This window comes from Streptomyces sp. NPDC051051 (genome assembly GCF_040682975.1).
Lineage (GTDB): Bacteria > Actinomycetota > Actinomycetes > Streptomycetales > Streptomycetaceae > Streptomyces.
Map to the genome: position 1 here is coordinate 105,370 of NZ_JBFBCB010000014.1, position 12,114 is coordinate 117,483.

At 71.6% G+C, this 12,114-nt stretch carries 11 protein-coding genes and 1 pseudogene; 6 read left to right on the forward strand and 6 right to left on the reverse strand.

Annotated elements, in window-relative coordinates; translation table 11 throughout:
• Nucleotides 1-188: 188 nt before the first annotated feature.
• Nucleotides 189-680 (reverse strand): inorganic diphosphatase, encoded by a 492-nt coding sequence (locus tag AB0N31_RS13700; RefSeq protein WP_007452023.1) that lies wholly within the window; start codon nt 678-680, stop codon nt 189-191.
• Between the two features lie 79 nt (nt 681-759).
• On the opposite strand from AB0N31_RS13700, the gene dacB reads away from it, so the two are divergent.
• From dacB to folE, 6 genes are all read left to right on the forward strand, one after another.
• Nucleotides 760-2,406: a D-alanyl-D-alanine carboxypeptidase/D-alanyl-D-alanine-endopeptidase gene (gene dacB, locus AB0N31_RS13705; RefSeq protein WP_366058542.1), complete on the forward strand. Its 1,647-nt coding sequence runs from the start codon at nt 760-762 to the stop codon at nt 2,404-2,406.
• A 182-nt stretch (nt 2,407-2,588) separates the two neighbouring features.
• Nucleotides 2,589-3,680 carry a zinc-dependent metalloprotease gene (locus AB0N31_RS13710; protein ID WP_366058574.1) on the forward strand — a complete coding sequence of 364 codons (1,092 nt, stop codon included), beginning with the start codon at nt 2,589-2,591 and terminating at the stop codon, nt 3,678-3,680.
• 210 nt (nt 3,681-3,890) lie between these two features.
• Nucleotides 3,891-4,925 (forward strand): tRNA lysidine(34) synthetase TilS, encoded by a 1,035-nt coding sequence (gene tilS, locus AB0N31_RS13715; protein WP_366058543.1) that lies wholly within the window; start codon nt 3,891-3,893, stop codon nt 4,923-4,925.
• A gap of 51 nt (nt 4,926-4,976) precedes the next feature.
• The gene (hpt, locus tag AB0N31_RS13720; protein WP_366058576.1) at nt 4,977-5,537 is read left to right on the forward strand and encodes a hypoxanthine phosphoribosyltransferase; all 561 of its coding nucleotides are present in this window, start codon (nt 4,977-4,979) and stop codon (nt 5,535-5,537) included.
• 184 nt (nt 5,538-5,721) lie between these two features.
• Nucleotides 5,722-7,761, forward strand: coding sequence for an ATP-dependent zinc metalloprotease FtsH (gene ftsH, locus AB0N31_RS13725; RefSeq protein ID WP_366058577.1), 2,040 nt, complete (start codon nt 5,722-5,724; stop codon nt 7,759-7,761).
• Nucleotides 7,762-7,903: 142 nt separating this feature from the next.
• The gene (gene folE / locus AB0N31_RS13730; RefSeq protein WP_363092829.1) at nt 7,904-8,509 is read left to right on the forward strand and encodes a GTP cyclohydrolase I FolE; all 606 of its coding nucleotides are present in this window, start codon (nt 7,904-7,906) and stop codon (nt 8,507-8,509) included.
• 81 nt (nt 8,510-8,590) lie between these two features.
• Here the strand turns inward: folE and AB0N31_RS13735 are convergent, their stop codons facing one another.
• From AB0N31_RS13735 to folP, 5 genes and pseudogenes are all read right to left on the reverse strand, one after another.
• On the reverse strand, nt 8,591-9,076 hold the full coding sequence (locus AB0N31_RS13735; RefSeq protein ID WP_366058544.1) for a DUF3180 domain-containing protein: 486 nt from the start codon (nt 9,074-9,076) through the stop codon (nt 8,591-8,593).
• Nucleotides 9,077-9,168: 92 nt separating this feature from the next.
• On the reverse strand, nt 9,169-9,780 hold the full coding sequence (folK, locus tag AB0N31_RS13740) for a 2-amino-4-hydroxy-6-hydroxymethyldihydropteridine diphosphokinase (protein ID WP_366058545.1): 612 nt from the start codon (nt 9,778-9,780) through the stop codon (nt 9,169-9,171).
• Nucleotides 9,777-10,136 (reverse strand): dihydroneopterin aldolase, encoded by a 360-nt coding sequence (folB, locus tag AB0N31_RS13745; protein WP_366058546.1) that lies wholly within the window; start codon nt 10,134-10,136, stop codon nt 9,777-9,779. Before folB ends, folK begins: the two co-directional genes overlap by 4 nt.
• A 263-nt stretch (nt 10,137-10,399) precedes the next feature.
• On the reverse strand, nt 10,400-10,921 hold the full coding sequence (locus tag AB0N31_RS13750; protein WP_366058547.1) for a nuclear transport factor 2 family protein: 522 nt from the start codon (nt 10,919-10,921) through the stop codon (nt 10,400-10,402).
• A 236-nt stretch (nt 10,922-11,157) separates the two neighbouring features.
• A pseudogene (folP, locus tag AB0N31_RS13755) lies at nt 11,158-12,015 on the reverse strand (dihydropteroate synthase); the annotation flags it as partial.
• Nucleotides 12,016-12,114 lie beyond the last annotated feature (99 nt).

A 12,114-nucleotide genomic window follows, 5' to 3' on the forward strand; every position in this document is an offset into this window, starting at 1 on the left:
ACACATTCCGTAGACCTCAGTATGCGCACCGACGTACGCGCCTCGACGTATGCGCCTCGACGTACGCGTACCGACGGGTGCGTACTGACGTATGCCCAGGGACGCGGGCTCACCGACATCTGCGCCCGGCATGCCGGAGGGCCGCACGCGTGCGTGCGGCCCTCCACGGCCCCTCGGGGCCGAGCGACTCAGTGACCGCCCTGGTCCTTGAAGCGCTTGTACGACCGCTCGATCTCGGCCTCGGCGTCGGTGCGGCCCACCCAGTCGGCGCCCTCGACGGACTTGCCGGGCTCCAGGTCCTTGTAGACCTCGAAGAAGTGCTGGATCTCCAGCCGGTCGAACTCCGACACGTGGTGGATGTCCCGCAGGTGCTCCACGCGCGGGTCGGTCGACGGGACGCAGAGCAGCTTGTCGTCGCCGCCGGCCTCGTCGGTCATGCGGAACATGCCGATCGCGCGGCAGCGGATGAGGCAACCCGGGAAGGTCGGCTCGTCCAGGATGACCAGCGCGTCCAGCGGGTCACCGTCCTCGCCGAGAGTGTTCTCGACGAAGCCGTAGTCGGTCGGGTAGGCGGTCGAGGTGAAGAGTCGACGGTCCAGGCGGATCCGACCGGTCTCGTGGTCCACCTCGTACTTGTTCCGCGAACCCTTCGGGATCTCGATCGTGACGTCGAACTCCACCGGTGGCTCCTCCATGATCAGCACATAGTTCTGGTGGTTAAGTGTCCCTCACGCAGGTGTGTGATCGCGAAAGGGGCTGGTGATCGTGCCCGAGCTGAGGCCTTGGCGGGCCGCGAGACCGCACGTGGTGCGGGCCGCGGACGCCGTACGACCACGTCTGGCGCGGGTCGCAGGGGTCGTACGGCCACGTCTCGCGCGCGCGGCGGCGGCCGCCGGGCCGCGGGTCGCACGGCTCAGGCAGGCGGCGAAACCGCAGCTCGCGCTGATCACGAGGCCGAGGCCCGGCCGGACCTGGCAGTACACCGCGGGTGCGACGACCGCCGGGCTGGCCCTGGCCGTCGGCGTGGCGACCGCCGCCGGCCCCTGGGACTCCTCCGGTCAGCGTACGGCCGAGCGGGACCGGGTCGCCGCACTGGAGCGGGTGGGTGGCGCAGATCACGGCCGCGGGACCGGAGCGTCCGACACGGCGGCCGGGGCACCGCGGCCCGCGCCCAGTGCCGCGTCCGTCCTGACCGGCCTCGGCGGCGCGACGACCGCCGTGAAGTCGGTCCCGGGCTCCGCCGCCCTCACGCGCGTCCTCGGCCCGCTCCTCGCCGACCCGGCCCTCGGCACCCGTCGTACGGCCGCCGTCGTCGACGTGACCACCGGCAAGCGGCTCTACGGCAGCGGAGCCGACGACGCGCTCACCCCGGCCTCCACCACGAAGATCGCCACCGCGGTCGCCGCGCTCACCGCGCTGGGCGCCGACCACCGCCTCACCACCCGCACCGCCCTGGAACCCGGCACCGGGGAGGTCGTCCTCGTCGGCGGCGGCGACCCCACCCTCACCGCCCGCGGGACCACCGAGGGCTGGGCCGACCTGCGCACCCTCGCCGCCTCCACGGCCACGGCCCTGAAGAAGCGCGGCATCACCCGGGCGACGCTGTCGTACGACACCACCCTGTACGCCGGCACCGAAGTTCACCCGATCGGAGTCAACCCGAACCTGGCCCGGGTCACCGCCCTGACCGCCGACGAGGGCCGCGCGGACGGCTCGGCGAGCGGCCCGGCGACCCGCGTGCCCGACCCGGCGGCGGACGCGACGAGGAAGTTCGCGGACTTCCTGGGGGCGTACGGGATCAAGACGTCCGCGCCCGGACTGTCGAAGGCTTCCGCGCACGCGGAGACGCTGGCCACGGTCGCCTCGCCCCCGCTCGCCTCGCTCGTCGAGCGGATGCTGACCAACAGCGACAACGACATCGCCGAGGCGCTCGCCCGCCAGACCGCCCTCGCGACCGGCGTGCGCGCCGACTTCGCCGGCGCGGGCAAGGCGATCCGCACCCAGCTGGGACGGCTCGGACTGCCGTTGGACGGCGTCGACTTCAGGGACGGCAGTGGCCTCGACCGGAACGACCGCCTGACCGCGAACCTCCTGACCGCGCTCCTCGTCAAGGCCGGCGACCCCGTCCGCCCCGAACTGCGCCCCGTCCTCACCGGCCTGCCCGTCGCCGGCTTCACCGGCACCCTCAGCACCCGCTACACGGAGGGCGCGGCCGACGCGGCTGGTGTCGTCCGCGCCAAGACCGGCACCCTGACCGGCGTCAACACCCTCGCCGGCACGGTCGTCGACCGCGACGGCCACCTCCTGGCCTTCGCCGTCCTCACCGCGAACACCACCGACCCGGCCGCGGCCCAGACGGCCCTGGACCGGGCCGTCACGGCCCTGGCGGCCTGCGGCTGCGGCTGAAGCCGGCCCGTCCGGCGTCCGGTCACGCGCCCGCCCCGCCCCGGACCGAGGGCCGCACCGACCCGGACGCCGCCCCCGCCCCGACCCTGAGGCATCCCCCACTCCCGCCCCACGCCCTGCCCGCAACGGCACCCCTCACGTACGGTTGACGCATGACGAGCATCGGTGGTGCCTCTTCCGGGATGGTCGACTGGAATCTCGCGGTCGCGACCGCGACCCGCCTCGTACGGCCGGGCCCGGAGGTGAGCCGCGACGAGGCCCGCGCCGTCGTCGCGGAACTGCGTCGGCACGCCAAGGTCTCGGAAGGACACGTCCGGGGCTTCACCCGTCTGGGAACCGAGGAGATGCACGACACCCCCGTCCTGGTCGTCGACCGTCCCGGCTGGATCCGGGCGAACGTGGCCGGCTTCCGGGAACTCCTCAAGCCCCTCCTGGACAAGGTGGAGGGACGCCGCAGCGGCAGCGCGGTCCTCGGCGCGGTCGGCGGCAAGGTCACGGGCGTCGAACTCGGCATGCTGCTGTCGTTCCTGTCCTCCCGCGTCCTCGGCCAGTACGAGACCTTCGCCCCCGCCACCCGCGAGCTGCCCGCGGGTGCGAACGGCGGCGGGCGGCTGCTCCTCGTCGCGCCGAACATCGTGCACGTCGAACGCGAACTCGACGTGAGCCCCCACGACTTCCGCCTCTGGGTGTGCCTGCACGAGGAGACGCACCGCACGCAGTTCTCCGCGGTGCCCTGGCTCCGCGACCACCTGGAGGGTGAGATCCAGTCGTTCTTGGCGGAGACGGACGTCGACCCCGCGACGTTCCTGGAGCGGATCAGGGAAGCGGCCCAGTCCCTCGTCGGCGGACGCCCCGAGGGGGAGGAGGACGACGGCGGCCGTTCCCTGGTCGAGCTGGTCCAGAGCCCCGCCCAGCGGGAGATCCTCGCCCGGCTCACCGCCGTGATGTCCCTCCTGGAGGGCCACGCCGACTTCGTCATGGACGGGGTGGGCCCGGACGTCGTGCCGACCGTCGCCGAGATCCGCGAGAAGTTCCAGCAGCGTCGCACCAAGGGTGCCTCGCGGCTGGACATGGCCCTGCGCAAGCTGCTCGGCCTGGACGCCAAGCTCAGGCAGTACAAGGACGGTGAGCGTTTCGTGCGGGCCGTCGTCGACCAGGTCGGCATGGACGGCTTCAACCGTGTGTGGACCTCGCCGAACACCCTCCCCACCAAGGCCGAGATCGCGAAACCGGCGGACTGGGTCGCCCGGGTGCACCGCAAGGCGGACTCCTGAACCGCTGAGCCGGTGACGAGCACGGCGGCGGACGGGAACCGAAAATCGGCCGACGGCAGGAGAACGCCCCCGCAATCACCCGTCCGAGGGACCGTGAGTCCCCATCAGGCGTGCAATGCTCGGGGAACGGCCCGGTTCTGTCACGATCTACACACTCTGCGTGACCGACCTCGGGTTCAACCCCCGAAAATTTCATGAAGGGAACCGGACATGGGTCCCCATCCTGCGGTCGCGGCGATACGCCTGGCGGTCCGCCGCGTCCTCCACGACATCCTCACCGACCACCACAGCGCCCCTGACGCCCCTGACGCCCCTGCGCACGAGCGTCCGCCCTCGCCGCTCGTGCTCGTGGCCTGCTCCGGCGGCGCCGACTCCATGGCGCTCGCCTCGGCTCTCGCCTTCGAGGCCCCCAAGCTCGGCGTCCGCGCCGGCGGCGTCACCGTCGACCACGGCCTCCAGGCCGGCTCCGACCTGCGCGCCGACGAGGTCGTCCTGCGCCTGCGCGAACTCGGCCTCGACCCGGTGGAGGCCACCGCCGTCACCGTAGGCCGCGAAGGCGGCCCCGAGGCCGCCGCCCGTGACGCCCGCTACGCCGCCCTCGACGCCGCCGCCGACCGCCACGGCGCCGCCGCGATCCTCCTCGGCCACACCCGCGACGACCAGGCCGAGACCGTCCTCCTCGGCCTCGCCCGCGGCTCGGGCATCCGCTCCCTCTCCGGAATGGCCGCGGTCTCGGGGGCCGGCGGCCGCTACCGCCGGCCCTTCCTCGAGCTCGACCGGCAGACCGCCCGCAAGGCCTGCATGGTCCAGTCCCTCCCCGTCTGGGACGACCCGCACAACGCCGACCCGGCCTACACCCGCTCCCGGCTCCGCCACGAGGGGCTGCCCGCCCTGGAGAAGGCCCTCGGCAAGGGAGTCGTCGAGGCCCTCGCCCGTACGGCCCAGCTCTCCCGCGACGACGCCGACGCCCTCGACGCCTGGGCCGGCCGGGCCGAGGCCGCCGTCCGGGACAGCGCCGGTCTGCTGGAGTGCGCCAAGCTCTACGCCCTGCCGCCCGCCGTCCGCCGCCGCATCCTGCGCCGCGCCGCCATCGAGGCGGGCGCCCCGGCCGGTTCGCTCTTCGCCCGGCACATCGAGGAGATCGACCGGCTGATCACCGGCTGGCGCGGCCAGGGAGCCATCAATCTCCCCGGCAAAGTCGTCGCCCAGCGGCAGGGTGGCAGACTGGTGATTCGGCAAGGCTGAATCCCGCCCCTCCACTCGGAGGGGCGGCGGCCGGTGGGACGACCGAAAGTGATGCGGGTGGACGCGAAAGACATGGGTGCCGACCTCAAGACGGTGCTCATCACCAAGGAAGAGATCGACGCCAAGCTGGCGGAGCTGGCGGCGGAGATCGACACGGAGTACGCGGGCAAGGACCTGCTCATCGTCGGCGTCCTCAAGGGCGCGGTGATGGTCATGGCCGACCTCGCGCGGGCGCTGTCCACCCCCGTCACCATGGACTGGATGGCCGTGTCCTCCTACGGCGCGGGCACCCAGTCCTCCGGCGTGGTGCGGATCCTCAAGGACCTCGACACCGACATCAAGGGCAAGCACGTCCTGATCGTCGAGGACATCATCGACTCCGGACTGACCCTGTCCTGGCTGCTGTCCAACCTCGGCTCGCGCGAGCCCGCCTCCCTCAAGGTGTGCACGCTGCTGCGCAAGCCGGAGGCGGCCAAGGTCGCGATCGACGTGGAGTGGGTCGGATTCGACATCCCCAACGAGTTCGTCGTGGGGTACGGCCTCGACTACGCCGAGAAGTACCGCAACCTGCCGTTCGTCGGTACGCTCGCGCCCCACGTCTACGGCGGCTGAGCCACAAGAGCGTCCTGTGCAGGACGATCGGGAACCCCAGCGGGTTCCGCGCCGTTGAAGCATGCAGACGGGTTCGCCCGGCTTCCCCGTGCGGCTTCGCGCGACGATGCTGGGGTACCGTCAGAAGAACTGTCTTATCAAACTCACTATGGCAGGAGGGACGGGGCGGCACCGCTCCGTATGGATGGACGTGAAGCGATACTTCCGTGGGCCGGTCATGTGGATCGTGCTGGCCGTCCTTGCCGTGGTCGTGTTGATGCAGGTCGTCGGCTCGTCCGGCGGCTACAAGACGGTGGACACCGGCCAGGTCGTTGCAGCGATCAACGACAACAAGGTCGAGTCGGCCAAGCTCACCACCGGTGACGAGCAGACCATCAAGGTCACGCTCAAGGACGGCACAAAAGTCGAGGGCAGCTCGAAGATCCAGGCGAGCTACATCGGCGATCAGGGCGTGACCATCGCCAATACGCTGCAGACCAAGTACCAGGACAAGCAGATTCCGGACGGTTACACGGTCTCTCCGACGAAGCAGAACGCCTTCGTCGGGATCCTGCTGTCCCTGCTCCCCTTCGTCCTCATCGTCGTCGTCTTCCTGTTCCTGATGAATCAGATGCAGGGCGGCGGCTCCCGGGTCATGAACTTCGGCAAGTCCAAGGCGAAGCTCATCACCAAGGACACGCCGAAGACGACGTTCGCGGACGTCGCCGGCTCGGACGAGGCCGTCGAGGAGCTCCACGAGATCAAGGAGTTCCTCCAGGAACCGGCGAAGTTCCAGGCCGTCGGCGCCAAGATTCCCAAGGGCGTGCTCCTGTACGGGCCTCCCGGCACCGGCAAGACCCTGCTCGCGCGCGCCGTCGCCGGCGAGGCGGGCGTCCCCTTCTACTCGATCTCCGGTTCCGACTTCGTCGAGATGTTCGTCGGCGTCGGTGCCTCCCGGGTGCGTGACCTCTTCGAGCAGGCCAAGGCGAACGCCCCGGCGATCGTCTTCGTCGACGAGATCGACGCGGTCGGCCGCCATCGCGGCGCCGGCCTCGGCGGCGGTCACGACGAACGTGAGCAGACGCTGAACCAGCTGCTCGTCGAGATGGACGGCTTCGACGTGAAGGGCGGCGTGATCCTCATCGCCGCCACGAACCGGCCCGACATCCTCGACCCGGCGCTGCTGCGCCCCGGCCGCTTCGACCGCCAGATCGCGGTCGACCGCCCGGACATGCAGGGCCGTCTGGAGATCCTCAAGGTCCACCAGAAGGGCAAGCCGGTCGCGCCCGACGTCGACCTGGCCGCCGTCGCCCGCCGCACCCCCGGCTTCACGGGTGCCGATCTCTCCAACGTGCTGAACGAGGCCGCGCTGCTCACGGCCCGCTCGGACAGGAAGCTGATCGACAACCAGATGCTGGACGAGGCGATCGACCGTGTGGTCGCGGGCCCGCAGAAGCGGACCCGGATCATGTCGGACAAGGAGAAGAAGATCACCGCGTACCACGAGGGCGGCCACGCCCTGGTCGCGGCGGCTTCCCCCAACTCCGACCCGGTGCACAAGATCACCATCCTGTCCCGCGGCCGCGCGCTCGGCTACACGATGGTGCTCCCGGACGAGGACAAGTACTCGACCACCCGGAACGAGATGCTCGACCAGCTCGCCTACATGCTGGGCGGTCGCGCCGCCGAGGAACTGGTCTTCCACGACCCGACCACCGGCGCCGCGAACGACATCGAGAAGGCCACCGCCACGGCCCGCGCGATGGTCACCCAGTACGGCATGACCGAGCGTCTCGGCGCCATCAAGTTCGGCGGCGACAACACCGAGCCGTTCCTCGGCCGTGAGATGGCCCACCAGCGCGACTACTCGGAAGAGGTCGCCGCGCTGGTCGACGAAGAGGTCAAGAAGCTCATCGAGAACGCGCACAACGAGGCCTGGGAGATCCTGGTCGAGAACCGCGACGTCCTCGACAACCTGGTGCTGCGGCTGCTGGAGAAGGAGACGCTGAACAAGGAGGAGATCGCCGAGATCTTCTCCGCCATCGTCAAGCGCCCGGCACGGCCCGCGTGGACCGGCTCCTCGCGGCGCACGCCGTCCACCCGTCCGCCGGTGCTCTCCCCCCGGGAGCTGGCACTGACCAACGGGGCCAACGGCGCGGCGCCCGCGATCAGCACCGCCAAGTCCTCGGCGGTGGACCCCGCCTCGGTGGCCGAGCCGGCCCCCGAGGAGCGTCCGGAGAGCTGACGCTCCGGGTCCCGGTGCTCCCACCAGGCCCGGAATGCATGCCGCGCCCCCCAGGTTCTAGCCTGGGGGGCGCGGCATTTCGGTTGTGGCCGCACCGTCACGCGTCCACCACACGCGACCCGTACAGGAACGAGGCACCAGGATGACCGACCCCGTGACGCTGGACGGCGAGGGCCCCGTCGGCGAGTTCGACGAGAAGCGGGCCGAGAACGCCGTACGCGAACTGCTGATCGCGGTCGGCGAGAACCCTGACCGGGAGGGGCTGCGGGAGACGCCCGGGCGAGTGGCCCGCGCCTACCGGGAGATCTTCGCGGGCTTGTGGCAGCAGCCCGAGGACGTGCTGACGACGACGTTCGACCTGGGGCACGACGAGATGGTGCTGGTGAAGGACATCGAGGTCTACAGCACCTGTGAGCATCATCTGGTGCCGTTCCGCGGTGTCGCTCATGTCGGGTACATCCCGGCCACCAGTGGAAAGATCACCGGTCTGTCCAAGCTGGCCCGTCTGGTGGACGTCTACGCCCGGCGCCCGCAGGTGCAGGAACGTCTCACCACGCAGATCGCGGACTCCCTGATGGACATCCTGGAGCCGCGCGGAGTCATCGTCGTCGTGGAGTGCGAGCACATGTGCATGTCCATGCGAGGGATCCGCAAGCCCGGTGCCAAGACCCTCACGTCGGCGGTCCGCGGACAGCTGCGGGACGCGGCGACGCGCAACGAGGCGATGAGCCTGATCATGGCGCGCTGAGACCGCTCACGACGGCCGCTGAGGCGGCCTGGGACGCGGCGGGGCGGGGCGAGGCGATCGGCGGCGCTTCCACGCCCGGCTTCACGCCGCCGAGGCCGCTCCCGAGTTGTCGTCGTCGTCCTCGGGGAGCTTGCAGACGCGCTCCAGGAAGATGGCCGCCGCTATGACACCGATACCCGCCAGGACCGAGAACCCGGCGTAGATCGCCTGGTCGCGGCGGGCGGGGATGTCGAGGGACTCCAGCAGGAAGATGCCGGCACCGCCGTACATTCCGGCGACGAGGGCGGCGACCAGCGCGCTGGCCTGGCCGAAGACGACCGCGCGGGCCGCCATCAGGGGATCGACGCCCTTGGCCTCGGGGCGGCGCTCGCGCTGTGCCTTGAGACGGGCCCGGATCGAGAGCGCCGTGGCCAACAGCACCACGGCGATCACGGCGAGGACGATGGGGGCGGCCAGCGGAACGCTCGGCAGGGTCCCGATCGAGTTCCAGAGGCGGGCGCCGGCCCACGACAGAACGCCCGCGACGACGAAGACGCCGGCCAGCATCCTGATGCGCAGCTCTCTCACGGTGTCCCTTCGATTCCCCCGGGTTCCACGGCCCGTGGCCGTGGACGGTCGTCGTCCTGACCTTAACGACTACGTCGTCTCGACCTTAACGACTACTCGGGCAGCCGGAGTTCCAGGTCCTTGCGGGCGGCCACTCCCTCGCGGGTGACGGTGTCGAGCAGCTCGGCGACCGCGCCGCGCCCGGGCACCCGGGCGCCCGGCTCCACGTCGTGCCACGGGGCGAGCACGAAGGCGCGTTCGTGGGCGCGCGGGTGGGGCAGGGTCAGCGACGGATCGTCGGAGACGACGTCGGCGTACGCGACGATGTCGACGTCCAGGGTGCGCGCGCCCCAGCGCTCGTCCCGGAGGCGGTGGAAGGCCTCCTCGACCGCGTGCGCCCGCTCCAGGAGGGACGACGGGGGCAGCGTGGTCTTCAGGACGACGATCGCGTTGAAGTACGAGGGCTGGCTGCCCGGCTCCACGCCCCACGGCTCCGTCTCGTACACCGGGGAGACCGCCTTGACGCGCACGCCGGGGGTGTCCTCCAGGGCGTCGATGGCGCCCTGGAGGGTCTCCAGGCGGTTGCCGAGGTTGGAGCCGATGGAGATCACGGCCCGCTCGGGGTTGTGGAGCGTGGTGTCGGCGGCGTCGACCTGCTCGACGACGGAGGCGGGCACCGGCTGTACGGTCGGGTCGCTCTGACCCCCGGTGAAGAACGCGGTCATACTCGGCTCCGGGTGATGGTGACGGTCACGTCGTCGAAGGGGACCGTGATCGGTGCGTCCGGCTTGTGGACGCAGACCTCGACCTCCTGGACCTCTTCGTGCTTCAGACAGACCTGGGCGATGCGCTCGGCGAGCGTCTCGACGAGATCGACCGGCTCGCCCTGGACGACGGCCACGACCTCCTCCGCCACGATGCCGTAGTGCACGGTCTTCGTCAGGTCGTCGTCGGCCGCGGCCGGTCGGGTGTCCAGGCCCAGGACGAGGTCCACGATGAAGGTCTGGCCCTCCTCGCGCTCCCGGGGGAACACACCGTGGTACCCGCGGGCCTTGAGGCCGCGCAGCGCGACACGATCCACGCGAATCACTCCTGCAATCGTCGGGAACGGCCGGTCCCTGCCGTGTGCGGACGGCACACCGGCCCCGGACGAATCTACCTGCGAGCACCGGCACGGCCGGGCTGCGGGGGCGTCGGCCGGGTCGGGGTCGGGAGGATTCACCGGGTGTTTCCCCCGGGGAACCCGGTGGCTCACGGGCCGGTGGCCGTCCCCGCCCCGGCGTTCGTGATCCCCACCACGTCCCGGCCCCGGTGGCCCACCCGGCACCCTTGTCGCCCACTCGCTCAGGAGGGGCTCTCCTCCTCCGGGTCCTCGCCGTCCTCGGGGTTCTCGGAGTTCTCGGCCATGACCGGGGACGCGTGGTGCGACCAGAGCCTCCAGCCGTCGGGGGTGCGGCGGAACACGTTCGTGGCGACCACCAGCTGGCCCACGAGAGGCCCCAGCTCCTCGCCGGCCTCCGGGGCGGGGCCGCCGCTGAGGATGTTCTCGGTGCAGGTCACCAGGGCCGTGTCGCCGGTGACGGACACATGCACGTCGGTGAGGAAGAACTGGATGTAGTCGGTGTTCGCCATGATCAGCGCGTACGACCGCAGCACCTCGCCGCGCCCGGTGAGCACCGGCCATCCCGGATGCACGCAGGAGACCACGCCCACGTCCGCCGGGTCGTGGAACTCCTCGTCGACACCCAGGTCGGAGGGGGTGAGCCAGAGCGAGGACACCGCCTCGAAGTCGCCCCGTTCGAGCGCCTCGTAGAAGGAGGTGTTGGCAGCCTCGACCTGCTCGACGTCCGTGTGGGGGGCGCTCACCGGGCTCCTTCTGCGCCATGCGGGGTGTGCGGGGGGCGCGTGTCCTGCGGGGCAGGCGCATCGGGCGTCCCGTGCGCCCTGTCCGCCCTGCCCGCGCCGGGTGTCTGCGTCGTGGGTGCGTGCGTGGCGGAGGCGTGCGTCGTGGACGTCCGTGTGGCGGGTGCGTGCGTGGCGGGTGCGGCCGTGGCGGAAGGTGTCCGGGCCGACGTGACCACGCTCGGCGCGTGACTGTCCTCGCGCGCCCCTTCCACGGCGCGCGCGACGCGCACCGCGTCCGCCGTCGCGCGCACCTCGTGCACGCGCACCGCCCACGCGCCGGCCTGCGCCGCGAGCGCGGAGACGGCGGCCGTGGCGGCGTCCCGCTCGCGCGCGGGCGGGGGCGAGCCCTCCGGCCCCGCCAGCACCCGGCCGAGGAACCGCTTGCGGGAGGCGGCGACGAGCAGGGGGTGGCCCAGACCGTGCAGCCGGTCGAGGCGGGCGAGCAGGGAGAGGTCGTGGCCGGCCTCCTTGGAGAAGCCGAGCCCCGGGTCGACGACCACCCGGTCGGGGGCGATGCCGCCCGCCAGGACGGCGTCCACGCGCGCACGCAGTTCCTCGACGACTTCGCGCACGACGTCGTCGTAGACGCCCTTGACGTTGCCGCCCTCGAGGAAGCCGCGCCAGTGCATGACGACGAAGGGGGCGCCGGCGTCGGCGACGACCGGGATCATCTCGGGGTCGGCGAGGCCGCCGCTGACGTCGTTGACGAGGGCGGCGCCCGCGGCGAGGGCCTGGGCGGCGACGGAGGCGCGCATGGTGTCGACGGAGACGACGACGCCCTCGGAGGCGAGGCCGCGGACGACGGGGACGACACGCCGGAGCTCCTCGGTCTCGTCGACGCGGGTGGCGCCCGGACGAGTGGACTCGCCGCCCACATCGACCAGGTCGGCCCCCTCGGCGACCAGCGCGAGTCCGTGTTTGACGGCGGCCGTCGTGTCGAACCAGCGGCCGCCGTCGGAGAAGGAGTCGGGGGTCACGTTGACGACCCCCATGACCGCGCAGCGGTCCCAGTCCGGAAGGCCGGCGACGCGCCCTCGTCCGCTCTGCTTGCTCATACGTTCAGCGTAGGCCCAGCGGGGGACCGCCATGCCGGGTGGCCCGGGCGGCAGCCCCGGACTGAGGGGGGGCTGCCGCCCGGGCCGGTCTCGACGGGG

Excerpts from the sequence above, each read along its gene's own strand:
- AB0N31_RS13710 (WP_366058574.1), top strand. The coding sequence starts at position 2,589 with ATGGTCGACTGGAATCTCGCGGTCGCGACCGCGACCCGCCTCGTACGG.
- tilS (WP_366058543.1), top strand. The coding sequence starts at position 3,891 with ATGGGTCCCCATCCTGCGGTCGCGGCGATACGCCTGGCGGTCCGCCGC.
- hpt (WP_366058576.1), top strand. The coding sequence starts at position 4,977 with ATGCGGGTGGACGCGAAAGACATGGGTGCCGACCTCAAGACGGTGCTC.
- ftsH (WP_366058577.1), top strand. The coding sequence starts at position 5,722 with ATGGACGTGAAGCGATACTTCCGTGGGCCGGTCATGTGGATCGTGCTG.
- folE (WP_363092829.1), top strand. The coding sequence starts at position 7,904 with ATGACCGACCCCGTGACGCTGGACGGCGAGGGCCCCGTCGGCGAGTTC.
- folK (WP_366058545.1), bottom strand. The coding sequence starts at position 9,780 with ATGACCGCGTTCTTCACCGGGGGTCAGAGCGACCCGACCGTACAGCCG.